Below are 24,397 nucleotides of genomic sequence, written 5' to 3' on the forward strand. Positions count from 1 at the left end.
AGGCTGATTACCGCCTTATTGTGAGAGTTGTACTGATTCTTGAATATGACGGCAGTAATTTTTGTGGATGGCAAAGTCAGTCAAATGCCTGTTCAATACAAAATGAACTTGAATTAGCCCTATCTCGAATTGCCGACGAAAAGATACGTGTCATTGCTGCCGGCAGAACAGATGCGGGCGTGCACGCGTTATATCAGGTTGTGCATTTTGACACCACGGCCAGGCGTCCGCTTACAGCCTGGACACGTGGTGTCAACACATATTTGCCAAAGGGTATTGCCGTATTATGGGCAAATGAAATATCCACTCAGTTTCATGCGCGTTTTAGTGCACAAACGCGCCGTTATCAATATTTACTTCTTAATCATTCTATTCGTCCAGGCATTCTTTATCATAGAGTCGGATGGTTTCATCAACCGCTTGATCTCGAAAGAATGCGATCAGCTGCACAAATATTACTTGGTGAACATGATTTTTCGGCTTTTCGTGCCGCTGAGTGTCAGGCTAAATCACCTGTGCGCACACTGACACAGCTGGATATTGTACATCGTGGTAATATGCTTATCTTTGAGCTAAGTGCCAATGCGTTTTTGCATCATATGGTGCGTAATATTATCGGATGCCTGGTCTATGTAGGTAAAGGCCGATATCCACCGGACTGGTTGCGAATATTACTGGAAAATGGTGACAGATCGGCTGCAGCGCCAACATTCTCTGCATCCGGTTTGTATCTGGCTGATATCAAATACAGTCCGGACTGGAATCTGCCACGCATGAAAGGGCGTTTCAGTATCGTTGATGAATATCGTTTTTTTTAGCTGTTGTTGTTTTTCTTTAGACTAGACTCTATTTATGGTGGTGCGCGTAAAAATTTGCGGAATTACCCGTACTGAAGATGCTTTGGCGGCAGTCGATTCGGGAGCGGATGCAATTGGGTTTGTTTTCTGGCCAAACAGTTCGCGCTATATAACACCGCACGAAGCCGCTGAAATTTCAGCTGATATACCTGCCTTTATCAATACAGTCGGCGTTTATGTTGATCCTGAACCAGAATGGGTCAATGAAACCGCCCGGATTGCGAAGCTGAGTCTGCTGCAGTTTCACGGTAATGAAGCGCGTGATTTTTGTGATCAATTTTTCTTGCCTTACATCAAGGCAATTCGCGTCAAGGAAGATGTAGATTTGTTACAATATGCAAATCGTTATGACACTGCAAGAGGTCTGTTACTGGATACCTATGCCAAAAACATGCCAGGTGGTACAGGACATAAATTCGACTGGAATTTGATTCCCCGTCAGTTACCACTGCCTGTGATTTTATCGGGAGGATTGAATGTTGAAAATATTTCCTTGGCAATCAAACAGGTTCGTCCTTGGGCAGTGGATGTTTCCAGTGGTGTCGAATCTGCCAAAGGTATAAAGGATGAGCAAAAAATTTCTGCTTTTATGCGAGGAGTTCGAGAAGAGTGAATATTTATGATCTACCGGATAAACGGGGCCATTTTGGTCCTTACGGTGGTGTATTTGTTGCTGAAACATTGATTTCCGCACTGGATAAGTTGCGCGAGCAATATGATTACTATCGGAATGATACTGAATTTAAGCGTGAATTCGAAAACGAATTAAAACATTATGTTGGGCGGCCAAGCCCGATTTACCATGCCAAACGCTGGTCAGAGCATCTAGGCGGTGCACAGATTCTGTTAAAGCGTGAAGACCTAAATCATACCGGAGCACACAAAGTCAATAATACCGTCGGACAAGCCTTGCTTGCGCGGCGCATGGGCAAAAATCGAGTTATTGCCGAAACAGGTGCGGGGCAGCATGGTGTGGCAACAGCTACAGTCGCTGCACGCTACGGCATGCAATGCGTTGTTTACATGGGCGCTGAGGATGTTCGGCGACAGGCAACCAATGTATACCGTATGAAATTACTGGGAGCTGAAGTGGTTCCAGTTGAATCAGGTTCCCGAACTTTGAAGGATGCACTGAATGAGGCCATGCGCGACTGGGTAACGCATGTTGAGAATACGTTTTACATTATCGGCACAGTTGCCGGACCGCACCCCTATCCGATGATGGTGCGTGATTTTCAGACGGTTATTGGTACTGAAGCCAAATTACAAATGCTGGAGACGTATGGCAGGCAGCCCGATGTGTTAATAGCGTGCGTAGGTGGCGGCTCAAACGCGATTGGTCTGTTTTATCCCTATATCAACGATGAAAGTGTGCGTATGATCGGTGTGGAGGCTGCAGGTAAAGGTCTGGATACAAATGAACATGCGGCTACACTGAGTAAGGGAAAACCCGGCGTGTTGCATGGGAACAGAACCTATTTGATTCAGGACGATAACGGACAAATTATTGAAACACATTCCATATCAGCCGGTTTGGATTACCCCGGTGTTGGTCCAGAACATGCATGGCTCAAGGATATTCATCGGGCCGAATACGTGGGAATCACGGATGATGAAGCGCTTGAAGCATTTCATGCGTTATGTCGCTTCGAGGGAATTATGCCGGCGCTTGAATCGAGTCATGCTCTGGCCTATGCGGCCAAGTTTGCGCCAACCCTCTCTAAAGACCAGTTGATACTCATCAATCTTTCCGGACGTGGTGATAAAGATATGGCGACCGTTGCGCAGATGTCCGGGATCACCTTGTAGCATCAAGCGATGCCACCAAAATTTTTTTGACTCAGTTTTCATCTTTATCTCTACTAGAGGCTATAGTCGAGCTGGTCTGGATACTTGACATATATATTACCAATTTAGAATGAATCGTATCGCACAAACATTTGCTGTTTTGCAATCAAACCGGAAAAAAGCACTTATTCCATTTATTACAGCCGGGGATCCTGGCCCTGCAAACACTGTTGATCTAATGCATTGTTTGGTCGAGGCCGGATCGGATATTATCGAGCTTGGTGTGCCGTTCTCTGACCCGATGGCGGATGGCCCCACCATACAGCGTTCATCAGAACGGGCCTTAAAGCACCAAGTGGGGATAAACAGCGTGCTGACCATGGTATCGGATTTCAGAAAAAAAAATGCACAAACGCCGGTTGTTTTGATGGGTTATGCAAATCCCATAGAAGCAATGGGTTACGAGCATTTTGCCGCTCGTGCAAAAGAAGCCGGTGTAGATGGCGTGCTGACAGTTGACTATCCGCCGGAAGAGTGCGAAGAATGGGTGCGTTGCCTTCAACAGCATGATATGGACGCCATATTTCTGCTTTCGCCAACATCGGCGCAGTCCCGGGTAGCGCGGGTTGCGGAATTGGCGAAGGGTTATATTTATTATGTATCATTGAAAGGGGTTACCGGCGCGTCTCATCTTGACCTAAAAGAAGTTGAATCAAGACTGGCAGAACTGCGTGCGGCGGTATCTATTCCCATTGGGGTTGGTTTTGGTATACGTGATGGCGCGATGGCGGGTGCTGTAGCCAAACTTGCCGATGCAGTGGTTGTTGGCAGTCGCATTATCGAAGAAATTGAGCATTCCCCGCAAAACGAACTGCTGAATAATGTAAGGAATTTGGTTGCGGATATGCGCAAAGCTATTGATAAACAAGGGGACTAAATTAACGTTTTCCAGAAGAGATTGCCATTATGAGTTGGTTTCAGAATATTATTCCACCCAAGATAAAACGCAAAGAGAACGGTGAAAAGAAAATTGTTCCGGAAGGACTTTGGAGCAAATGTGGTTCATGTGAAGCTGTTCTGTATTGTACTGATCTGGTAAAGAATCTGGACGTTTGTCCCCGCTGTGATTTTCATAATCGCATTTCTGCCAGAACACGGCTGGATTATTTTCTGGATGATCGTGACAGGCAGGAAATAGGTGATGAAATTCTGCCTACTGACCCGCTCAAATTCAAGGATAGTAAACGCTACGTGGATCGGCTTTCACAAGCCAAATCCAGTATTGACGAAGACGATGCGTTGATTGTGATGAGTGGCAGCGTATTATCTGTACCTGTTGTTGCCGCTGTATTCGAATTCGGATTTATGGGTGGTTCGATGGGGTCGGTCGTCGGTGAACGTTTTGTACGCGGTATCAACGCCTGCATCGAATACCAATTGCCTTTTATTTGCTTTAGCGCCAGTGGCGGGGCGCGCATGCAGGAGGGTCTGTTTTCGCTCATGCAAATGGCCAAAACATCCGCAGCATTGACACGTCTGAGCCGTGAAAAATTACCATTTATTTCAATTCTAACGGATCCAACAATGGGCGGAGTATCTGCCAGTTTTGCATTTATTGGCGATGTTGTAATTGCCGAACCGGGTGCGTTGATCGGTTTCGCCGGTCCACGAGTTATCGAGCAGACGGTACGCCAGAAATTGCCGGAAGGCTTTCAGCGCGCGGAGTTTTTGTTGGAACATGGTGCCATCGATATGATAGTCGACCGTAGACACATGCGTGAAAAAATCGCAAATCTGTGCACACTGCTGATGCGAAGTCCCTTGCCAGTAACCGCTTAAAAGTCCACTTTGAAACAAATATAATTATTCTCAGAACTGTGTTTCACTAATTTTTCTACTTTGTTCCGTGACTGTATCCAAAACTGGAGCAATCTCTCCTGATGGGGAGTTCGTTGATCTGAACGAATGGCTGACCTACCTGGAGCAGCTTCATCCCAAATCGATCGATATGGGTCTGGAACGTATCGATCAGGTGCGTACAGCGCTTGGATTGATACCTTGTTTTCCGATGATTATTGTGGGCGGTACCAATGGTAAGGGTTCGGTCTGCGCGATGCTGGAGTCCATTTTGGCTGCAGCTGGCTATCATGTCGGGTGTTATACTTCACCGCATTTGATTCGCTACAATGAGCGGATTCGTATCGGACAACGCGCGGTTGCCGAAGAACAGTTGCTCAAGGCATTCAAAGCTGTTGAACAGGCCAGAATAGAAACTGGTGTTTCGCTGACTTATTTCGAATTTGGGACGCTTGCTGCCATGCATGTGTTTATGGCAAAACAGATTGATGTTGCCATACTCGAAGTTGGCCTGGGTGGGCGATTAGACGCTGTCAACATTTTTGATGCCGATTGTGCCATTCTGACCAGTGTTGACCTTGATCATCAGGATTATCTTGGTGATTCGCGGGAGGCCATTGGATACGAAAAAGCCGGAATTTTCAGGCAAAACAAGCCGGCTGTATGTGCTGATGCTGTTCTGCCATTGAGTGTGCAGCGTCATGCACAAGAAATTGGCGCTGAGATCAGAATGGTCCATCAGGACTTTGGTTTTATGAGAGAAACCAACCAATGGCGCTTCTGGAGCCAGCATCATCGACGGCACGCATTGCCGATGCCTGCATTGCATGGCAGAAAGCAGTTATATAACGCAAGCGCCTGCTTGATGGCACTGGAATTATTGCGAGAACAACTTCAGGTCAGTATGCACGCAGTACGTGAGGGCCTGCTCAATGTAAAATTACCAGGAAGATTTCAGGTAATCTCGGTGCAACCGATGGTTGTTCTCGATGTTTTGCATAATCCCGCAGCCGCCGCTGCATTTGCAGATAATCTGCTGGAAATGGCGCCGTCTTCCGGAAAAACTTATGCAGTATTTGGAATGTTACACGATAAAGATATAGCAGGGGTTGTGGAAGAACTGAAACCCCATATAGACAACTGGCTGATCGCTACCATTGATGCGCCCCGCGGGGCGCATGCTGATGAATTGATGCAAATTCTCAATCAATCGGAAATCACCAGAGAAAACCATACGATTCATGAATTTGAAGACGTTGTTTCAGCTTATGTATTTGCCTGTGAACATGCAGGTAAAAATGATAGAATCTGCGTGTTCGGTTCATTTTACACAGTGGGCGCAATCTTGCGACATCATGGAGAATAGTCAGTCATACTGGGACATTTGGTATGAATAAAAATATCACTGAAGAAGAGTTGTTACTTAGAAAGCGCGCAAGGCGTCGTCTGGTTGGTGCTGTTGTATTGGTCATGACGGCAATCATTGTACTGCCAATGATATTCGATGAGCCAAAGCCGGATACGGAGACACATGAAATCGATATTCATCTATTTCCTCAGGATGATATTAGTGAAATCCCGCCTTTAGTCCTGCCTTCAGAACAGTTTCCACCACAAAATACAGATCGGGCCGATGATCGTACAGAGCTGGCGTCAGAAATGCCGCCCGACATTTCCGAGGTGTTTGAGCCGCATGATCAGATAAGTGAAAAAGAAGAGCGCCATAAACACATGGTGACTGGCCGGATTCCAATTCCTGGTATCAAACCACGATTAGCCCTGGCTCCTCAATCAGGTCATGGCGCACCATCCAGCCAGAAAATTCCAGCGCAGTCAGAGCATGCCCCACAATCCGTTCAGACTTCCGATCAGTTTGTTGTTCAGTTAGGCGCATTTTCCGATCCGTCCAAAGCGCAACAGCAACTGAACAATCTGCGAATGAATGGTCTAAATGCATATACAGAAACACATACGATTAATGGTAAGGTTGTTACGCGCGTACGCATAGGTCCCTTTTCTAGTCGTAATGCTGCGGAAAGCGAACTGGAGAAACTGAGACGACAGGGACTGGATGGCGTTGTAAATCCCAGATAGAATGAATTTTATACGATGTTACTTCATTATTTCATTTAGATTGTAAAGAATGAATCTATAACCATTATTGATTTCAGCTTTCTTTCTAATGACTTTGCTTGATTATATCGTTCTGTGTATTTTTTTTATATCAATTGTTTTAAGCATTATTCGCGGACTAGTACGTGAGGTTCTCTCCATAGCCGGCTGGGTTGTTGCTTTTATTGCTGCAAGTACATATGCCTATGAGTTTGAACCTTTTATTCCTTCAGAAATCGGGGGGGAATCTTTACGCATCATTGCGGCGTTTATTGTGGTTTTTGTTGCAACGTTATTAGTTTCTGTTTTGATCACCATGCTGTTAAATGCACTGATAAAAAATGTTGGCCTGGGTTTTATTGACCGAACGTTTGGTGCTTTTTTTGGGTTTGCGCGGGCGCTTGTTATTGTTATGGTGCTGGTTCTGATAGCTGGCTTGACGGCCCTGCCGCAGCAGCCAGTGTGGCGTCAAGCCGTACTGAGTCCGGCATTGGAAGTTGTGGCGCTGGAGGTGCTGCCCTGGCTGCCGGACGATTTGTCCAAACGTATCAGCTATGAAAAAAAAGAACAGCTTACTCAGCAGAAGAATTAGAGGTTTTTTGTCGTGAACATTCAGTCATTGTTGGTTTTTGTTTTCCAGCACAGCATATTTGGAGTACGCCAATGTGTGGAGTATTAGGTATTGTCGCCAAGTCACCGGCTAATCAGTTGCTTTATGACGGTTTGCTGATGCTGCAACATCGCGGCCAGGATGCGGGCGGGATCGTCACGGCTCAGGGTAATACGTTTCATATGCACAAGGGGCTTGGACTTGTTCGCGATGTTTTTCGAACCCGAAACATGCGTGCACTGCATGGGAACATGGGTATTGGCCACGTACGTTATCCAACTGCCGGTTCGTCAAAATCTCCTGCCGAGGCGCAGCCTTTTTATGTAAATTCTCCGTTCGGCATCGTACTGGGTCATAATGGTAATCTAACCAATGCAGAGCAACTGAATCAGGAATTGTTTCGGACCGATTTGCGACATGTCAATACGCATTCCGATTCGGAAGTATTATTAAATGTTCTGGCGCATGAACTGCAGGAACAGACTGGAAATTGCCATCTTGATCCGGAAACGATATTTGCTGCGGTCAGTGGTGTGCACAGGCGCTGCGCTGGTGCTTACGCTGTTGTTGCCATGATTGCAGGCTATGGTCTTCTGGCATTTCGTGATCCCCATGGTATTCGTCCGTTGGTGTATGGAACAATGGAAACTAAAAAAGGCACTGAATACCTGATTACGTCCGAAAGTGTGGCGCTCGATACACTGGGATTTCAGTTGGTTCGAGATATCGCACCGGGGGAAGCGATTTTTATCGATGAAGCAGGCAATTTTTTCAGCCAACAGTGTGCGAAAAATGCAAGCCTGAACCCGTGTATTTTTGAATATGTCTATCTGGCGCGACCCGATTCCGTTATCGATGGTGTTTCGGTTTACGAGACAAGACTGAATATGGGTGAATCGCTGGCGGAAAAAATCACCCGGACTATGAGCCATCTTGATATTGATGTTGTTATTCCAATTCCCGATTCAAGCCGTCCAAGTGCTTTGCAGCTGTCCAATCGGCTGGGAGTCGATTTTCGTGAGGGATTTATCAAGAATCGTTATGTTGGCCGTACGTTTATCATGCCTGGACAGCAGCAGCGAAAAAAATCAGTGCGGCAGAAACTGAATGCCATGAGTATCGAGTTTAAAGGAAAAAATGTGCTGCTCGTTGACGATTCGATTGTACGCGGTACAACCAGCCGTGAAATCGTACAAATGGCAAGGGATGCAGGTGCCAATAAAATTTATTTTGCTTCCGCCTCGCCACCAGTGCGGTTTCCGAATGTTTATGGAATTGATATGCCGACGCGCCAGGAATTGATTGCAGCTGAAAGGGATACAGAGGAAATCTGTCGTGAAATAGGTGCGGATTATCTGATTTTTCAGGAACTGGAAGCGTTGACGCATACGGTTTCGAAAGTCAAGCCGGAATTGTCATGTTTTGAAACTTCCTGTTTTAATGGTCGCTATATAGCGGGTAATGTGACAGCAGAGTACCTGGAAACGCTTGAGACCAAAAGAAATGGAGACAGGGCCGGCAGGCAGATGCCATTAAAAACACAACTTGATCTGAGTCTGACAGTATCCGAGTAGATCGCCTGTTTTGCATGCCAGTTGACAGCGTGTCTTATATCAAGTTTGCCCAGGAGTAAAATATTTCATGTCTGACGATCAACTAAAACCCGAAACGCGTGCTCTCAGGACAGGGATACATCGCAGCCAGTTCAATGAACATTCGGAAGCGCTTTTTTTAACGTCCAGTTTTGTTTTTGATAGTGCGGCACAGGCCGCAGCACGTTTTTCGGGAGAAGAATCCGGTAATATCTATTCGCGTTTTACCAATCCAACTGTAACCGCTCTGGAAGAAAGACTTGCAGCGATGGAAGGTGCGGAAACCTGCGTCGCTACATCAACCGGCATGTCGGCAATTCTGGCATGTATTATGGGTCTGTTGTCTGCCGGCGATCATGTTGTTGCTTCGCAGAGCCTGTTTGGCGCCACTGTTAACCTGTTTAACAATATATTAAAGAAATTCAACGTTCAAACGACGTTTGTATCTGCAACTGATTTGAACGCATGGAAGGCTGCAGTCCAACCAAACACCAAACTTTTTTTTCTTGAAACACCTTCCAATCCTTTAACGGAGATTTCGGATATCGCCGGGCTCGCCAGCATCGCCAGGAAGTCGGGTGTATGGCTTGCTGTTGACAATTGCTTCTGTACGCCAATTTTACAAAAGCCTATTGAACTGGGTGCCGATATTGTCATTCATTCAGCGACAAAATATCTGGACGGCCAGGGACGTGTTTTGGGGGGTGCTGTTCTGGGCAGCCGTGAATTAATGATGGATGGTGGTGTTTACGGCTTTCTTCGCACTGCAGGCCCGACTTTGAGTGCTTTTAACGCATGGGTGATCCTGAAAGGGCTGGAAACGCTTAAGGTACGTATCGACGCGCATTCCAGAAATGCGTTGCAAATGGCGCAATGGCTAGCTTCACATCCTAAAATTGAACGGGTTTTTTACCCTGGTTTGCAGTCCCACCCACAACACGCGCTGGCAATGCGACAGCAAAGTACAGGCGGCGGTATTGTTTCATTTGAAGTCAAAGGGGGCAGGGAAGCTGCGTGGCGCGTCATAGATAATACGCGGCTGGTGTCTATTACCGCAAATCTGGGTGATGTAAAAACCACGTTAACCCATCCTGCTACGACTACACATGGGCGTATCAGTCAGGAAGCACGCGATGCTGCGGGTATTACCGACGGTTTGCTGCGGATCGCGGTAGGGCTGGAAGCCGTGGAAGATATACAGGCCGATCTGGCCAGAGGTCTGTCCTGACACTCCATCAACAGTATATTCAATTGATGGAGTTCAGACTTATTGTTTGAATAGGACAGGCAAGCCGGTTTTTTTGTTTTTGCAAATTGTGCATTAACAATTCAGATAACTTCAGCCTTTTCAATCACAACATCATCAAGCGGTACATTCTGATGTCCGTTCCGGTCGCCTGTTTTGACTTTTTTTATCATATCGACCACATCCTGGCCATCAACGACTTTGCCAAAAACACAATATCCAAATCCTTGGGTAGTTGGTTCTTTGTAATTGAGAAACCCGTTATTGGTGACATTGATAAAAAACTGTGACGTGGCTGAATGAACATCTGCGGTTCTTGCCATGGCGATGGTATAAGTTTCGTTTTTCAACCCGTTGGCGGCTTCATTCTGTATGGGCGGGCTGGTTTTCTTTTGTTTCATGCCTGGCTCGTAACCACCACCCTGAATCATAAAATCGTCAATTACACGGTGAAAAATCGTATTGTTATAAAATCCGCTGGTGACATAATTCAAAAAATTCTGTACTGTCTCAGGCGCTTTCTCAGCGTCGAGTTCAAGCGTAATATCGCCAAAATTCGTTGTCAGTTTGATCATGATATTTTCCTGTTATTGTTATTGACTGTTGTCTTCGGTATTCAAGACCGAGATATTTTCAATGATAATCATTGTCCTGGGTACATCTCCCGGAAACGGGCCGCCTGAACCGGTAGGTGTTCTGGCAATCTGATGGACGATATTCATGCCATCTGTAACCTTGCCGAAAACGGTATAACCGTACCCTCTTGGGGTGGCTGCGGTATAGTTCAGGAACTCATTGTTTTTTATATTGATAAAAAACTGCGCAGTTGCTGAATGTGGATCGGAAGTTCTGGCCATCGCAATGGTGCCCACTTCATTTTTTAAACCGTTGTTGGCCTCATTTTTAACTGGACCGCGAGTGGCTTTCTCATGAAATGTCGTATCGAAACCGCCGCCCTGAATCATGAAATTGGCTATGACGCGATGGAAAATTGTATTTTTATAAAATCCGTCTTCAACATAGCGTAAAAAATTCTCGACAGTTTTCGGCGCCTCTTCCGGATAGAGTTCCAGTGTGACAGATCCGAGATTTGTTTTCATGAGTATCTGGGGGTTTGCAGTATGGGCTGTTATGCTCCAGAAAGCGAGTAAAGCGGCCGCGAGAAACTGTGTTAAGCGCATGGTAATTCCTGTTATTTGATTGATTAAAAGTCGATAAATTAGCCGTTACGGGGTATGTTATACTCCCCAAGTTTTTGTGTCCGCTCTGGATTCTATCAAGAAGGTAAGCCATTCTACAATTATATCGATTCTTCCTATGTTGAAAATCTATAACACCTTAATACGCGACAAGCAGGATTTTGTTCCTTTAACGCCCGGAAAAGTGAAAATCTATGTGTGCGGCATGACAGTCTACGATTATTGCCATCTTGGTCATGCGCGTGTTCTGGTTGTTTTCGACATGGTTGTGCGCTGGTTGAGAGCGCGTGGATTTGAAGTTATCTATGTTCGTAACATTACAGATATCGACGATAAAATAATTCAGCGCGCACTGGAGAATCATGAAACAATTGAATCATTGACAGGCCGCTTCATTCATGCAATGGAACAAGACGCAGCTGCTTTGGGTGTTGAACGACCAACGTATGAGCCGCGCGCTACTCATTTTATTGAAAATATGGTCACCATGATTGAGAAGTTGATCGATAAATCACTTGCCTACGCAGCTGATAACGGTGATGTTTATTACGCGGTGCACCAATTTCCTGGATATGGAAAATTATCCGGTAAATCACTGGACGATCTTCGAGCGGGCGAACGTGTTGAAATTGATGCGAATAAAAAAGATCCGCTGGATTTCGTTTTATGGAAATCTGCCAAGCCGGGAGAACCTGCCTGGGACTCGCCGTGGGGCAGGGGGCGGCCGGGCTGGCATATTGAATGTTCAGCTATGGGTGAGCACTTTTTGGGCGAGCAGTTCGATATCCACGGCGGCGGACAGGACTTGCAGTTTCCGCATCATGAAAATGAAATTGCTCAGAGTGAGGGAGCGCATGATCATCCTTTTGTCAATTATTGGATGCATAACGGCTTTGTCCGCGTAGACAGTGAGAAAATGTCCAAATCGCTGGGCAACTTTTTTACTGTAAGGGAGGTGCTAAAGAACTATCAGCCAGAAGTTATAAGATTTTTTATCTTGCGCGCTCACTATCGCAGTCCATTAAACTATTCGGACCAGCACTTGCGGGATGCCAAGCTCGCGCTGGATCGCTTATATATTGCGTTAAAGGATTTCGAAATCAGTAACAATGATGAAATCGACTGGACAAATGATTATGCACAGACGTTTATGTCAGCAATGAACGATGATTTCAATACACCGGAAGCAATCGCGGTATTGTTTGAACTGGCCAGTGCTGTTAATAAAACGCAATCGAACTCACATGCGGCATTACTCAAACAGCTGGGTAGTATTCTGGGATTGTTACAGCAAACTCCGCAATTATATTTGCAACATAATCCAGATGATTCCGATAAAGAATCCATTTCTGCTGAACAGATCGAGAGAATGGTACAAAAAAGACTGGAAGCCAGAAAAAGCGGACAGTATGCAGAAGCCGACTCGATACGCCAAAATCTTGTGGACGCAGGTATTATTTTGGAAGACGGTCCACAAGGAACAACCTGGCGTAGAAACTAGTTTTTTGAAGATATCACAAGATCTGGTGATTTATCAGAAACTGTGTTGTGTCCGGGATTAATCCGCCAGATGTATAAGGTTGAACCAGTAAAATCCTTGAGTTCAACACAGCTGTCAGGTGCAACGCCCGGTATTACAAAAGTATTGCTGATAAATATACTGCCCGGGCGCATTTCGTGGCATATTTTTTTCCAGAGCATCTTCATGGGCGCCGGCGACAAATACGCATACACGATATCGTATCGGGACAGATCCTGCTTCCACAGGTCGCCCCACTGAATGCTGCAGTTGGACTGTGAGCGCAGGCTTTTTACTTTGCCAATGAAACAGGGCAGCGGGGCAGCTTCTACGCCGTGGAATGTGCCGTTGGCCCTTGTTTTACTGAGTGAACCGAGGAGACCGCCACATCCGCAACCCAGGTCAATAAAAGAAAAGCGCTTTGTTTGCGGCAAGTATGCGGATAGTGCCTGCGTAACTGCCTGACTGGATAGATATAAAGGTACTTGTGTTTGATCTGTTCTGCCATAAATCAGTAAAAGCACGCAAAAGCCCAGGCCAAACCACAGCGGTGAAACCCCAAGGGCAAGCGTTGCTACTATTGCTGGCAGGAAACATAACTGTATCGGAATCCACCAGACGTCTGCCTTTAGAATGTAGTTGATGAACGCAGCCATGATTCCTTGCAATACGGCCCATTCAAAGACTGTTAATGGCGGTGATACAGCCACCAGTACGACTGTGAAAGTCAATGCCGTCAGTTGAGACCATGCTGCCATCAATACAGGATTGCGGCGGGTTTTTATTGCGGTTTGCATGTATGTAAACAACAGGAGTCAACCCTGCTTCAGTTTGCGGGCGTCAGAAGTGTCGACGCATCCAGATTCGTCTGGTCATTTACATGAACAGCCTCATTCTCTTGTGTAATTGCATTTTCTGTTTTTTCATTCATGACGATAATGCTGATGCGACGGTTAATCGGATTAAACGGGTTTTCCTTATCAAATAATACTGCTGAGGACAAACCGACAACGCGTAAAACCTTGTTGGTATCCATTCCTCCGGAAATCAACTCTCTTCGTGAGGCATTGGCTCGGTCTGCGGATAATTCCCAGTTACTGTAACCTTTATCCCCTGTCGGGAATGGCGTTGCATCCGTATGGCCGGAGAGACTGATCCTGTTTGGAACATCGTTCAGCATTTTACCGATTTCATGCAGAATGATTTTTGTATACGGTTGCAGTTCCGCTCGTCCGCTTGCAAACATGGGACGATTCTGTTCGTCCACGATCTGAATACGTAATCCTTCAGTGGTAATATCCAATAACAACTGCTTTTTGAATCGCCTTAAAAGAGGATTGGCATCGATAGCTTCTGCAAGCTTGATTTTCAGTTGGTTAAGGCGTTGTAATTCAAGTCGTTCACGCTCAGCGTCGGCGGCTTTTAGATCGAGTACTTTTTTTTCAACAATAGTTTCGCCTTTTTTTACCTGGCCGCTGCTGCGGGTTAAGTCGGTACCACCGCCTTTGACAACGCTAGTAGCATCACCAACACTTGAACCGCCCAGGAATGCGACCTTTAGTGGTGTTCTGAAATATTCCGCGATACCTTCCAGATCTCCCTGAGAAGCTGAACCCAGCAACCACATCAACAGAAAAAATGCCATCATGGCGGTTACGAAATCTGCATAGGCGATTTTCCATGCGCCACCGTGGTGTCCGCCAGCGACTTTTTTAATTCGCTTGATAACAATCGGGCGCTGAGAAATATCTTCAACCATAGACGGCCTCGTTAAAGTGTAGTTTCAATTTTAAATGCACGTTTATTCAGCCTTGCTTTTCTTTACATGCTCTTCAAGTTCCATAAATGACGGCCGCTCGGTGGAAAATAAAACTTTCCGGCCGAACTCCACAGCCAGAACGGGCGAATAGCCATTCAGATTGGCTAATAAGGTGATTTTGATACATTCAAGCAGTTTGCTTGATTCATGCAACTGATGCTCAAGCTTGGCAGCCAGAGGGCTGACAAAACCGTATGCAAGGAGAATTCCTAAAAACGTGCCAACAAGCGCCGCGGCAATCAGGATACCCAGTTCACTGGGCGGTAAATGGACGGATTCCATGGTATGAACAACACCCATGACCGCAGCGATAATTCCAAAAGCAGGTAAACCATCTCCCAGTTTTGCGATACAGTGAATCGGAACTTCACCTTCCTGATGATGTGTTTCGAGTTCACTATCCATCAGGTTTTCAATTTCCAGTGCATTCAGATTTCCGCTGACCATTAAACGCAGATAGTCAGTGATGAATTCAGTAACATGGTGGTCTGTCAGGATGGTTGGGTATTTTGTAAAGATTGGGCTGTTTTGCGGATCATCGATATCAGATTCGATTGACATAAGTCCTTCTTTACGAATTTTTCCAAGAATTTCATAGAGTAATGTCATGAGCTCCATGTATACTGCCTTGGTGTATTTTGATCCTTTGAAAACCCCGGGCAGGCCTTTAAGTGTGGCCCTAAGCGCTTTGCTGGAATTGCCTACAACAAAAGCCCCAATAGCGCCACCACCTATCATCAATATCTCAACAGGTTGCCATAAGGAAGCCAGATGCCCGCCTGCAAGTGCAAAGCCGCCGAAAATAGATATCAGGATAATAAGATAACCGACAATAACTAACATTGCAGAAAGTCCTTGGGAAAAGTCAATTAGAAATTATTTAAAAAATTGTGCCAAAGTTAGCATAAGCATTCGAAAATAAAGGGGTGAGAAAACGCGCAATTTACCCGTATTTTTCCTGGGCCTCTCCAAAAGTAGTAAAAGATGCTTAATATTCAATGAGGTGTAATTCTGAATTCGAGACAGTTGTACTCTCAATCCAGACGTATCCGGCAAGTGTTGAAGTAATTATTGGTGAATATTTTGTGGCTTTAGGAATTCACTAAAGCGTGAGGGGATATTTGACTACATAAAGCCTGGGTAATAATTTGTCTGGAGATTCTTTGTTAGAAATGGCAGTGACACCAGAACAGCCAATACTCGGTTGAGGATTTTAACGACGGGCCGATCGAACAGGATCGTTTTTGTACGGCGATCAAATTAGGGTGATATTGTTGGCAGAGAGGGCAGAGAGGGCAGAGAGGGCAGAGAGAAATGTGGGAATCCTGGGCAAAAAGAAACCCACCGAAGTGGGTTTCTAAATTGATTATATAGAGCTGTTATAAAATCAATTTGGTTAGCTTTTAGTGTTGCCTGAATCTGCAAAAACCGGGCGAGAGCTTTGCTCCTCAGCCATTTTTCTGTGATAAGCGGCTTGCTCCAGATTTTCCTCGGCAGCCTTTTCATATTCTTGAATTTTGTGCTTTACGTGCTTTTTAATATCGCGCCCATGCTTTCCCAAAAAGCTGCTGCGGGATCTTTCTTTCAAGGCCTCGATCTGCTCCTCGATTTTTGCATACATTTCATTGGCTTGTTCTTCGTGATGGCGTGCAAGCGCTGCATGATCAACAATCTCGGCGTTTTCCATGGCGACGGTGTTCGCTATGTCATTCTGCTCTGCTGCAAAAGCGTTCATTGGTAATGCAATATATGTAAATGCGAATAAAACGAATGCAGTGAAAAAATGTGTTGTTCCGTTTTGCATGGCTGCGCTCCTTAAAAGTTGTATAGCACGACGGCAATTCTAAACAACCCCAAACATAAAAAAAATTGGGGAGACCATTATTCTTGTCTAAGCGAAACCATTAGTTCTGTGCATAATCCGATTCAGATTCACAGCAGCGCACTGTACGACTGCTGCACGCAACAAACTGGTTTTTGCAGGTGCCGGCTGCAGATACAAGTATGGGGCAGGAGCGAGCTGATATCTGTATTGCTTGTACAAATATGAGAATTTTGCTTGTATGGTACTTGTTTCTGAATGTGTTACTGATACATGTGCAATAACTTCAGTCGTTCAGGCTGAGTTATTTGCTCGTCTGGCTCGAAGTAGCTTTCGCGGCTTTTTTGACAGCCGCTTCTACAGCAGCATGATAGGCTTCCGGATCATCAGTTCTCAGCCGATCCGAAATACCTGCAAAAGCGGCCAGGCTATTTGGAAAGTCGGTGACTCTGGTTCCATCTTTTTTTATATATAGAATAGGGCTGGGCACAAAATGACGAGAATGCCAGACAGAGACTACCGTCAGAAACGCTGCTTCATTATTATTAGTCACAGAAGGCCTGCCATCATTGAGAATCTGATTGGTTATCAACGACTTGACAGTTTCTGAAGTCTCCTCTGCATTTCTGTCCACAAGTGCCGTATCAGGTGTCATGCTGAGAAAACGTGGTTCGTTGAGCAACGCAGCTACAAGCTGGCGCCGGTCAACCCCATATATGGAATAGATGTTTGCATCATTTCTGTCGCCCGTCGCTATCATTGCCGGATTTACGGGATTTATGGCAGGTTCTGCCCTGTATTCTCGCCACCCGGCACTTTTGATGTCCAGATGTGCTTTTAAACCGCGGATTAAGGCTTTTCCAAGAAACACGGCTTTGACGGTTTCACTGTCTTCAATAAAGTCAAGGTTTTTTCTTAGGGGAAAGCCTTCTTCCAGGGTTCCGCTGACTGCCACAATGGCGAACCTGGTTGAGCTCTCATTTGCGCATTCAGGTATGGTAATCGGGCTTCCATCGGCATTTGTTAAACCGGAACGTTGAAGCAGTCTCTCAAAATCGCATGGCCTATAAACATCAATCATCCGTTTGGTGTGATGATCAACACCATATATTTCGCGCTGCTGTCTTACGTCTGATTCGTTCTGCATAGTGTGCCTTCCTTGTTAATGTTGGTTTAATGCCGTTGCCTGGTTTTGATGAAATGTGTATGAATAAACGCCTGGATTTTACTGAATTCATGATTTCAATCCGGGTGTATATGAAAGCGTCTGTGATTATATTTAAATTACAGGCTATCAATTAGGTAATAAACGGAATATCGGAAAACTGAATGTGAGTCTATTGAAATGCTGGTGTCGAAGTGCAGGCAGCTGAGATGTATAACGAGATGTTTAATGTCCCGGATTGACGAGTGGATTCAGCACGTGATTGTGAAGTTTGTCACAGTGTCAATGTTGGGCCAGTGGTAATCTGGAACAGCAGAAAAAAGAGCTTAATAGAACTGATTATTTTTATGGAATTTCTTGTCTTTAGGAGTATTTATCATGAATGTCAGAAATCTATATTTACATTTTTTTGTTGTACTTCTTGGCACGATTCTGGTCACTTTCCCAGTTGCAGCGGAAGCTGCCCGGTATGATGCCAAAAACAAAGCCTTTTACGGCCAATTGTCATGTAAAGCTTCGAAGCGGGCTATTGTCGCGCTTGCGGAGTCGATGGAAGCCAGGGGGATTTCACAGCTGGATTTTAACAAAGTGATTGTAGAAGCGCTGCAGGGTACTGCGTTGAGTCCTGATGGTCCTCGCTGGCAGTGTTGCAGGGCCTGTGTCGAGAATGACCTGCCCAATGATTCTGCCGCCTGTCAGTGTTGTGACGGACTGGGTGACGATGTAATTGATGTTCCGGATGTTGAGCAGCGTTGATTCGCTTCTGTACATTGCGAGTAGACGTTGTAACCGGATTGGTTTTGGCTGCTTGGTCTGAGTCACCATGTGAACAAGCAGGCGTATTTCAGCTGCAATGTGGACAATGACCGGTCCGTTGCCAATCCGGGATAAATTTCAGCTCAAATCCAAATTGACAGACACGATAAAAAAAGTGATCGTCAAATCAGAAACAAACTGGAGCAGATACATTTAAACTTGGGCTTGATGTCAATTCTGCTGCGTGAATATGAGTTCGTCCGTATCGAAACCAAGTTTGTCAGACAGTCTGATAAACTTCTCTTGCACGTCCTTGCCGACCACAGGCGTTCTTGAGAGTAGCCATAAATAAGAAGTGTTGTAGCCGGAAATGAATGCATATTGATAATGATCATGGTCCAGACCAAATACAACATATGACCCGTAAAACGGGCCAAAGAATGATACCTTCAGGTGACCAACATCGTCATTGCCGACAAAATATGCTTTTCCCTCAGCCTCTTTCCATTCGCTCTCGGCTGCTGAAAATCCCCGGTTGATAACCCGGATGCCGCCGTCTTCACGCAGTTCATAATCAGCCGTAACATGACTTAATCCACGTTCGAATGAATGATCAAGCCGGGCAATTTCATACCATTTACCCAGATACCGCTGTTTATCAAAATTGCTGACGGGAACAACCCCGTCCGGCATACCCGTGCATCCGGTCAGTGAGACAAGCATCAGTAACAAAAAACATCTGCGCATACTGTTGACTCCGATAATATTGCGTCTGGGATTAGTATAGCCAAAACAAATGTCAGATGCCTGCTCAATTCAAGGAAACCTGCGATAAAAACAAAGCGATTGTTGCGCTTGTAATCTGTATTGCACCGGGATAAGTAAATTGATTAAGCGGTGTTCGAATTATTGCTCTGAAATTTACTTTTGATATAGCGATATGCTTTGCCTAAGATAGAGGGTGCAGGCTTATGCAAATTGTTTCGCCACTGTGCAATGACACGTTCTGCAGTTGCGCCAGTGATTCGTTCGGGCGTGTGTGGTAGCGAATGAAGGACTGCCGTTTCCTGTGAATAGATATTGTCAATATATGGATCATATTGATCAGCCGTTGGTGGCGTTGCACTGGCGTCTTTAATTGCGGTAATGACATAACTGCAATTCAAGTGGGCCTGGTGAATACCATATAACGGAACATCCTCATTCCAGATTTTGATGTCTTTAAAGCCTGTATCAGAGAGAATGTACAGTAAATCAGTTTCAGAAAAGATGCGCATCTCGAGTGTTGATCCCACGCCACCATGCCAGGTTAACTTGTCATAAACTTCCACTGTTTGGTCTATGCGGCGATTGACCAGCAGTATGCTGTTTCCGTCCTGAATGAATTCGAATTCATGCAGGGCGGGAAAATGTTCTATCGTTTTGGGCAGTGTTGAATAGGGTACGGTCAGCAGCAATAAACCATCCGGCTTCAATAAATGCCAGCTGTTGACAAATGCGACATGACGGGGCGGCGGCACATGTTCGAAAACATCTGACGTAATCAGCAGATCGTATGTATCGGATGCTAAATGGTCGATATTGCGAATATCCAGAAAAGGTTTGGTATGGTAATAGAAATTCGTGTAATCAAACAGGCTGGCGAGCTTGTCCGCATAAAGAGAAGCATCGCTAAGTCCCATGGCCTTGAATTGTTTGTCAGGCGTAAAAGCTGATAGTGGCATGGACTGGCTGTACAAATGTTCAGACAGCGCGAGCATCAATGCGCGAAAACGAACATTGGAGCCGCAATGGCTGCACAAACCGGTTTCACGCTCAAAATCTTGAGTTACCGGGGATTCTTGTCCGCAGAGATTGCAAGTAAACTGATCGTAATTCGGGCGCGTCATTGTAAGTGCAGAAAGCAGGCTTTATCTGCATTGTACACAAAAACAGACAGATCAAGCGAATAGTGACTGCGTTTACAGATTTCGATCGCAAGTTGTCAAGTCTGTTTATTAATTCACTACTAACTTTATTCATCCATTCTACCAAGTGTCAATCGGACATCTTGCATATGACGCCGATCAAAAGCAGGTAGGACACAAACAAGAATACATTATAGACTTGTTATTAATAAACAGACTTGACGCTTTTTCTTTTAAGGACATATTGCGACTAAAAGCGCAGCCTGCTACGTTGTATGATGGGTTGACCAAACAGAATTTCAAACTGAAAGCCAACAATCCATTGTGGATTGCGTTCCTGCGCGATTTGTTCGCGGGGCCAATGTGTGCCTACCCAACCTTCGATGAAAAACCATTCCCTCAAGTAACGGGTTCTGTAAATACCGCGCATGCCATAATCCACAACTGCGACGTCTTTGTCAGATTCACCAAGAATCCATGCTTCTGTTGCGTAGGCTCTGTTTTCGGAATGGAGATAGAAAATACTCGCGGAGCTGCGCCAGCGTATACCTTCTGTTCGCTCCGCATATGTTCCGCGACCTGACCAGCGACCCAAAAAACGCTGGCCCATGCCAATTTCATAATCCAGACGCTGAGAAACACCCAGACCATCGTTGATTTGCCAGAATGCAACCGATTGCCATCGAACCTGACTTCTTTCGGTTACCCCCCTTTGCACTAGATAACGTGCCCGAAGATACGGATCAAAAGCAAGGCCTTTACGGAAACCCGCACCAAGTGATAGGCGCTGATGGTCACGAATTATAGGGTCGAAACCCACCCCGACCAGCCAGTCGTCATCTGCAGTTGTGCTGCGAACTAACGGAAGCCGCGCACTGTCATCACCGGTAAGAAATTCTTCAGCATTGAAGCGCCCAAAAATGGCTGATAACTTGTTCCCCATATGGGGTAGATAGAAGCGTGAACTAAAATTGGCGGTTGGCTTCAAACCATCGAATTCGTCCCATACCTGTCCTGCCGAAAGGCGACCGATGGCTTTAGCCCCTTCCCCGGCAATGGCTGGCTGGTCATCAAAAGCGCGTGGATCACCAAAAAACTGATCGACCCAGCGAGCGGTTGCATCAATGGAAAAAGTCATGCCGCGTTGTATGGAATCAATCCACGCATCGTCGACAACTTTATCCTTTTCAGCAGGTAGTTTGAGCTGCAGATTGGGTAATTCTTTTGATTGGACGGAATTGTTTTTCGCAATATGTGCCTTGGGTTGTGCCGCTAGTATCTGTATCGGAGACAGGCAATACAGCCAAGCAGTCAACAAAAACCCGGCATGATTTAAAAAGCCTAGTGTTGACCATACTGGATGTGTGCGCAAGATAGTTGTGGTTTGGTAAATTTGAGTGCCTTTTTGTTGGTTGCGCCGTCAAAACTAAAATCCAATGATATGAACTCAAAAACGTACTATTTTAACGCTCTGTTTATTCAATGGTGAAGAAAATCTTCCATATACATTTGCATTTGCATTTGCATTTGCATTTGCATTTGCATTTGTATTTATTGGGGTCTGAATCAAAACAATGGAAAATGTGGCGTTTCTAATAGAGCATGGTTTCTGCTTCCAAAGAATTTATGATCAAAGTATTGGTGGTGAACAGATTCCATATCCAGAGACACTTGAAGAAGTAAAAGAATTTGTTATCAAGTACAGTGAATATGCATATGAGTAGTCGTAAATGCATATAATAATACGGCTCAGTAAAATACCAGCAAACTGGTATCGGACGTCCTGTGGTGCGCCGCTGCCCACGAACGTTAGCCATATATAAATTTTTTCAAAAGGTGAATGCAAAAGTGAAGGAAATATCAGGAATAAATCATATTGGTGTTCGAGTAGCAAGCCTTGAAAAGGCGAGGGCCTTTTACGAGAAGCTAGGCTTTGAGTTCATTATCGGTCCAATTGGACCAGAGCCGGTAGCAGTCATGGAACACCCGTCCGGAGTAAATATAAACTTTATTCTAAATGCAGCACCTGAAAATACAAAAAATCTGCTGATGGATATTCCCGAAAAGCACCCGGGCTATACTCATATAGCGCTAGACGTAAGTGATATTAAAGCAGTGCAGGCTGAACTCGGCAATTTAGGTATTGAAATCACAGAAGGTCCGATCACTTTACCCGATGGGGCAGTCATGTTGTTTATTCGTGACCAGGATAGAAATGTTATTGAATTTCATCAAAATCCAAAGTAAAAAATGGCTAGCAAATCCGATCAAGTCTGACATGCCTTCGCAACGCTCGTTTGTGGCAATGCCACAAGCCTCCCGCTGCTGCAGCATGCCACTCACCGGCAACTTACAAGGTCTCAGGTTTATTTATTAATTCATTCCTACCCTTATTCATCCATTCTACCAAGTGTCAATCGGGGATCTTGCATATGACACCGGTCAAGAGCAGGTAGGACACAAACAAGAAAACATCATAGATTTGTTATTAATAAACAGACTTGACACTTATTCGAGGATGATTGCCAATCGGTCATGGTTGCAGGAGGCAGCCCGCGTAGCACTTGCGTCGAGTGGCGCAAAGACACCAGGTGTGGATAACATAGACAAGCAAGCAATGGAACGTGATCTCCAACACCAACTGGAAATGATACATTGCGAATTACTGGCCGGCAATTATCAGCCGCAACCAGCAAGGCGCGTCTATATTCCAAAAGCTAACGGCAAGCAAAGACCGCTGGGTATTCCGACCCTGCGGGATCGGATTGTGCAACGTGCAATGCTGATGGCCATGGAACCAATCTGGGAAAGCGACTTTCATCGCTTGTCTTATGGTTTTCGGCCTGAACGCAGTGTGCATCATGCGATACGCACAGTGAAATTTCAGTTGCAAGATGGTGCCAGCACATCAGGTCGCTGGGTGATTGAAGGCGATCTATCCAGCTACTTTGATACAGTACATCATAAGTTACTGATGAAATGTGTACGAAGACGCATTCGGGATGTTCGTTTCCTTTCGTTGTTATGGCGATTTATCAAAGCAGGTCACGTGGATCAGGGTTTGTTTCGAGCAGCCAGTAATGGTGTGCCGCAAGGTGGTGTAATCTCGCCGCTCCTGTCCAACATCATGCTCAATGAGTTTGATCAATGGCTGGAGAACAAATTCCTGAGCAACAAAGCTCGAGGGGATCGTGGGTATTGGAATAACAGTATCAAACACCAACGGCCCATCGCACTTGCTGAAAGCCGACAGTGGTTACCAGCAGTGGCTTACTGCCGGTATGCTGATGATTTTGTAATCGTCGTTAAAGGAAACAAAGTGCATGCAGAGATCATTCGTGAAGAATGCCGTGCGCTCCTAGAGGACAAACTTAAATTGACGTTGAATATGGAAAAGACTCATATTACCCACGTCAACGATGGATTTGTTTTCCTTGGACATCGCATCATACGGAAACGAGGGCCTCGAGGTACGATGCGTCCGGTTACAACAGTACCCAGAGACAAGTTCCGAAACTTTGCGCATAAGCTGGTTAAAGAACTGTCTGGCAATTACAGCAAGAACAAGATTGATATGGTGGAGAGTCTAAACCGCAAACTGGCGGGATGGACCAACTTCTACCAATTTACAGACTATACTGCAGTCATGTACGGAAAGTTAGACAGAATAATCTTCTGGAAACTTGCGCACTGGCTGGCACGCAAGTACCGGGTATCTATTAAGTCGTTAATGCGGCAATGGATCCGGCGTCCAGCTAAAGGAGAAGCCAAAATATGGCAATTCTTTGGCCGCAGCGGTAGTGGCAATCTATGTGGAATAACGTTGCGCCGACTGGTCACCAGTCGCAAAGCTCAATTCCGGTGGCGGAAACCTGAAACCAACCCTTATATAATACGGGAAGAAGAAAGGAATGCCGTTACTTCACGCTACCATGATATTGCCATGGCTATGAGTCATACTTGAATGGAGAGCCGTATGCGCCGTAAGGTGCACGTACGGTTCGGTGAGGAGAAGCAGGGAAATAGTTCGACTACGCCCTGCTTCTTACTCTACTTTGGACACAACAAGGCTGGTTGTATTTGGCGGTTGTAATCGATTTGTTTTCCAGAAAGGTAGTTGGCTGGAGCATGAGTTCGCGGATGAAGGC

The 24,397-nt window shown here is 45.5% G+C and carries 24 protein-coding genes and 1 pseudogene; 15 read left to right on the forward strand and 10 right to left on the reverse strand.

From position 1 onward, the window contains the following. The first annotated feature begins 20 nt into the window (after positions 1-20). The 10 genes from truA (at position 21) to BMY62_RS02515 (ending at position 10,044) form a co-directional block, all read left to right on the forward strand. Positions 21-818 (forward strand): tRNA pseudouridine(38-40) synthase TruA, encoded by a 798-nt coding sequence (truA, locus tag BMY62_RS02470; protein ID WP_090656090.1) that lies wholly within the window; start codon positions 21-23, stop codon positions 816-818. Positions 819-852: 34 nt separating this feature from the next. Continuing rightward, positions 853-1,470 carry a phosphoribosylanthranilate isomerase gene (locus tag BMY62_RS02475; RefSeq protein ID WP_090656093.1) on the forward strand — a complete coding sequence of 206 codons (618 nt, stop codon included), beginning with the start codon at positions 853-855 and terminating at the stop codon, positions 1,468-1,470. Beyond that, entirely contained in the window at positions 1,467-2,666 is a 1,200-nt protein-coding gene (trpB, locus tag BMY62_RS02480) for a tryptophan synthase subunit beta (protein WP_218142921.1), read from the forward strand. Before BMY62_RS02475 ends, trpB begins: the two co-directional genes overlap by 4 nt. Positions 2,667-2,775: 109 nt before the next feature. Further along, positions 2,776-3,582, forward strand: coding sequence for a tryptophan synthase subunit alpha (gene trpA / locus BMY62_RS02485; RefSeq protein ID WP_090656096.1), 807 nt, complete (start codon positions 2,776-2,778; stop codon positions 3,580-3,582). 29 nt (positions 3,583-3,611) lie between these two features. Continuing rightward, positions 3,612-4,484, forward strand: coding sequence for an acetyl-CoA carboxylase, carboxyltransferase subunit beta (gene accD, locus BMY62_RS02490; RefSeq protein ID WP_090656098.1), 873 nt, complete (start codon positions 3,612-3,614; stop codon positions 4,482-4,484). A gap of 67 nt (positions 4,485-4,551) precedes the next feature. Then, positions 4,552-5,868, forward strand: coding sequence for a bifunctional tetrahydrofolate synthase/dihydrofolate synthase (folC, locus tag BMY62_RS02495; protein ID WP_256207397.1), 1,317 nt, complete (start codon positions 4,552-4,554; stop codon positions 5,866-5,868). A 23-nt stretch (positions 5,869-5,891) separates the two neighbouring features. After that, positions 5,892-6,596, forward strand: a complete 705-nt coding sequence (locus tag BMY62_RS02500; RefSeq protein WP_090656101.1) for an SPOR domain-containing protein — start codon at positions 5,892-5,894, stop codon at positions 6,594-6,596. An 88-nt stretch (positions 6,597-6,684) separates the two neighbouring features. Continuing rightward, complete coding sequence (locus BMY62_RS02505) at positions 6,685-7,206, forward strand: CvpA family protein (protein ID WP_090656104.1); 522 nt, start codon at positions 6,685-6,687, stop codon at positions 7,204-7,206. A 71-nt stretch (positions 7,207-7,277) separates the two neighbouring features. After that, a complete protein-coding gene (gene purF / locus BMY62_RS02510) occupies positions 7,278-8,798 on the forward strand; it encodes an amidophosphoribosyltransferase (protein ID WP_090656107.1) in 1,521 nt (506 codons plus the stop codon). Positions 8,799-8,865: 67 nt separating this feature from the next. Further along, complete coding sequence (locus BMY62_RS02515; RefSeq protein WP_090656110.1) at positions 8,866-10,044, forward strand: O-succinylhomoserine sulfhydrylase; 1,179 nt, start codon at positions 8,866-8,868, stop codon at positions 10,042-10,044. Between the two features lie 101 nt (positions 10,045-10,145). On the opposite strand, the gene BMY62_RS02520 is transcribed toward BMY62_RS02515, so the two are convergent. Beyond that, the gene (locus BMY62_RS02520; RefSeq protein ID WP_090656113.1) at positions 10,146-10,637 is read right to left on the reverse strand and encodes a peptidylprolyl isomerase; all 492 of its coding nucleotides are present in this window, start codon (positions 10,635-10,637) and stop codon (positions 10,146-10,148) included. Positions 10,638-10,655: 18 nt separating this feature from the next. Then, positions 10,656-11,243, reverse strand: a complete 588-nt coding sequence (locus tag BMY62_RS02525; RefSeq protein WP_090656116.1) for a peptidylprolyl isomerase — start codon at positions 11,241-11,243, stop codon at positions 10,656-10,658. Positions 11,244-11,379: 136 nt separating this feature from the next. On the opposite strand from BMY62_RS02525, the gene cysS reads away from it, so the two are divergent. Then, on the forward strand, positions 11,380-12,762 hold the full coding sequence (cysS, locus tag BMY62_RS02530; protein WP_090656119.1) for a cysteine--tRNA ligase: 1,383 nt from the start codon (positions 11,380-11,382) through the stop codon (positions 12,760-12,762). Here cysS and BMY62_RS02535 read toward each other — a convergent pair. From BMY62_RS02535 to BMY62_RS02555, 5 genes are all read right to left on the reverse strand, one after another. After that, positions 12,759-13,577, reverse strand: coding sequence for a hypothetical protein (locus BMY62_RS02535; protein ID WP_177170268.1), 819 nt, complete (start codon positions 13,575-13,577; stop codon positions 12,759-12,761). The genes cysS and BMY62_RS02535 overlap by 4 nt on opposite strands. Before the next feature lie 29 nt (positions 13,578-13,606). After that, positions 13,607-14,539 (reverse strand): flagellar motor protein MotB, encoded by a 933-nt coding sequence (gene motB / locus BMY62_RS02540; RefSeq protein ID WP_090656122.1) that lies wholly within the window; start codon positions 14,537-14,539, stop codon positions 13,607-13,609. 42 nt (positions 14,540-14,581) lie between these two features. Beyond that, positions 14,582-15,442 (reverse strand): flagellar motor stator protein MotA, encoded by an 861-nt coding sequence (motA, locus tag BMY62_RS02545; RefSeq protein ID WP_090656126.1) that lies wholly within the window; start codon positions 15,440-15,442, stop codon positions 14,582-14,584. Between the two features lie 553 nt (positions 15,443-15,995). Continuing rightward, a complete protein-coding gene (locus tag BMY62_RS02550) occupies positions 15,996-16,403 on the reverse strand; it encodes a hypothetical protein (RefSeq protein WP_090656129.1) in 408 nt (135 codons plus the stop codon). A 322-nt stretch (positions 16,404-16,725) separates the two neighbouring features. Beyond that, the gene (locus BMY62_RS02555; protein ID WP_090656132.1) at positions 16,726-17,568 is read right to left on the reverse strand and encodes a hypothetical protein; all 843 of its coding nucleotides are present in this window, start codon (positions 17,566-17,568) and stop codon (positions 16,726-16,728) included. A gap of 396 nt (positions 17,569-17,964) precedes the next feature. Here BMY62_RS02555 and BMY62_RS02560 point away from each other — a divergent pair, with 396 nt between their 5' ends. Then, entirely contained in the window at positions 17,965-18,342 is a 378-nt protein-coding gene (locus tag BMY62_RS02560; RefSeq protein WP_090656135.1) for a hypothetical protein, read from the forward strand. 231 nt (positions 18,343-18,573) lie between these two features. On the opposite strand, the gene BMY62_RS02565 is transcribed toward BMY62_RS02560, so the two are convergent. From BMY62_RS02565 to BMY62_RS02575, 3 genes are all read right to left on the reverse strand, one after another. Then, positions 18,574-19,089 carry a lipocalin family protein gene (locus BMY62_RS02565; RefSeq protein WP_090656139.1) on the reverse strand — a complete coding sequence of 172 codons (516 nt, stop codon included), beginning with the start codon at positions 19,087-19,089 and terminating at the stop codon, positions 18,574-18,576. A gap of 143 nt (positions 19,090-19,232) precedes the next feature. Further along, positions 19,233-20,231 (reverse strand): hypothetical protein, encoded by a 999-nt coding sequence (locus tag BMY62_RS02570; protein ID WP_090656142.1) that lies wholly within the window; start codon positions 20,229-20,231, stop codon positions 19,233-19,235. Positions 20,232-20,499: 268 nt separating this feature from the next. Continuing rightward, on the reverse strand, positions 20,500-21,621 hold the full coding sequence (locus tag BMY62_RS02575; protein ID WP_090656143.1) for a hypothetical protein: 1,122 nt from the start codon (positions 21,619-21,621) through the stop codon (positions 20,500-20,502). Positions 21,622-22,097: 476 nt separating this feature from the next. On the opposite strand from BMY62_RS02575, the gene BMY62_RS02580 reads away from it, so the two are divergent. The 3 genes and pseudogenes from BMY62_RS02580 to BMY62_RS16665 form a co-directional block, all read left to right on the forward strand. Further along, a complete protein-coding gene (locus BMY62_RS02580; RefSeq protein WP_090656199.1) occupies positions 22,098-22,496 on the forward strand; it encodes a VOC family protein in 399 nt (132 codons plus the stop codon). 163 nt (positions 22,497-22,659) lie between these two features. After that, complete coding sequence (gene ltrA / locus BMY62_RS02585) at positions 22,660-24,213, forward strand: group II intron reverse transcriptase/maturase (RefSeq protein ID WP_218142922.1); 1,554 nt, start codon at positions 22,660-22,662, stop codon at positions 24,211-24,213. An 83-nt stretch (positions 24,214-24,296) separates the two neighbouring features. Continuing rightward, a pseudogene (locus tag BMY62_RS16665) lies at positions 24,297-24,397 on the forward strand (DDE-type integrase/transposase/recombinase); the annotation flags it as partial.

Origin of the sequence: Nitrosomonas marina (assembly GCF_900111605.1) — a bacterium.
In the GTDB taxonomy this organism is placed as follows: Bacteria; Pseudomonadota; Gammaproteobacteria; order Burkholderiales; family Nitrosomonadaceae; genus Nitrosomonas; species Nitrosomonas marina_A.

What these genes read in the sequence shown, in the direction of transcription:
- purF (WP_090656107.1), top strand. Translation starts at nt 7,278, where the DNA reads ATGTGTGGAGTATTAGGTATTGTCGCCAAGTCACCGGCTAATCAGTTG.
- BMY62_RS02535 (WP_177170268.1), bottom strand. Translation starts at nt 13,577, where the DNA reads ATGCAAACCGCAATAAAAACCCGCCGCAATCCTGTATTGATGGCAGCA.
- motA (WP_090656126.1), bottom strand. Translation starts at nt 15,442, where the DNA reads ATGTTAGTTATTGTCGGTTATCTTATTATCCTGATATCTATTTTCGGC.
- BMY62_RS02570 (WP_090656142.1), bottom strand. Translation starts at nt 20,231, where the DNA reads ATGACGCGCCCGAATTACGATCAGTTTACTTGCAATCTCTGCGGACAA.
- BMY62_RS02475 (WP_090656093.1), top strand. Translation starts at nt 853, where the DNA reads ATGGTGGTGCGCGTAAAAATTTGCGGAATTACCCGTACTGAAGATGCT.
- motB (WP_090656122.1), bottom strand. Translation starts at nt 14,539, where the DNA reads ATGGTTGAAGATATTTCTCAGCGCCCGATTGTTATCAAGCGAATTAAA.
- BMY62_RS02525 (WP_090656116.1), bottom strand. Translation starts at nt 11,243, where the DNA reads ATGCGCTTAACACAGTTTCTCGCGGCCGCTTTACTCGCTTTCTGGAGC.
- accD (WP_090656098.1), top strand. Translation starts at nt 3,612, where the DNA reads ATGAGTTGGTTTCAGAATATTATTCCACCCAAGATAAAACGCAAAGAG.
- trpA (WP_090656096.1), top strand. Translation starts at nt 2,776, where the DNA reads ATGAATCGTATCGCACAAACATTTGCTGTTTTGCAATCAAACCGGAAA.
- BMY62_RS02515 (WP_090656110.1), top strand. Translation starts at nt 8,866, where the DNA reads ATGTCTGACGATCAACTAAAACCCGAAACGCGTGCTCTCAGGACAGGG.
- BMY62_RS02505 (WP_090656104.1), top strand. Translation starts at nt 6,685, where the DNA reads ATGACTTTGCTTGATTATATCGTTCTGTGTATTTTTTTTATATCAATT.
- cysS (WP_090656119.1), top strand. Translation starts at nt 11,380, where the DNA reads ATGTTGAAAATCTATAACACCTTAATACGCGACAAGCAGGATTTTGTT.
- BMY62_RS02565 (WP_090656139.1), bottom strand. Translation starts at nt 19,089, where the DNA reads ATGCGCAGATGTTTTTTGTTACTGATGCTTGTCTCACTGACCGGATGC.
- BMY62_RS02500 (WP_090656101.1), top strand. Translation starts at nt 5,892, where the DNA reads ATGAATAAAAATATCACTGAAGAAGAGTTGTTACTTAGAAAGCGCGCA.
- BMY62_RS02520 (WP_090656113.1), bottom strand. Translation starts at nt 10,637, where the DNA reads ATGATCAAACTGACAACGAATTTTGGCGATATTACGCTTGAACTCGAC.
- BMY62_RS02550 (WP_090656129.1), bottom strand. Translation starts at nt 16,403, where the DNA reads ATGCAAAACGGAACAACACATTTTTTCACTGCATTCGTTTTATTCGCA.
- BMY62_RS02555 (WP_090656132.1), bottom strand. Translation starts at nt 17,568, where the DNA reads ATGCAGAACGAATCAGACGTAAGACAGCAGCGCGAAATATATGGTGTT.
- BMY62_RS02560 (WP_090656135.1), top strand. Translation starts at nt 17,965, where the DNA reads ATGAATGTCAGAAATCTATATTTACATTTTTTTGTTGTACTTCTTGGC.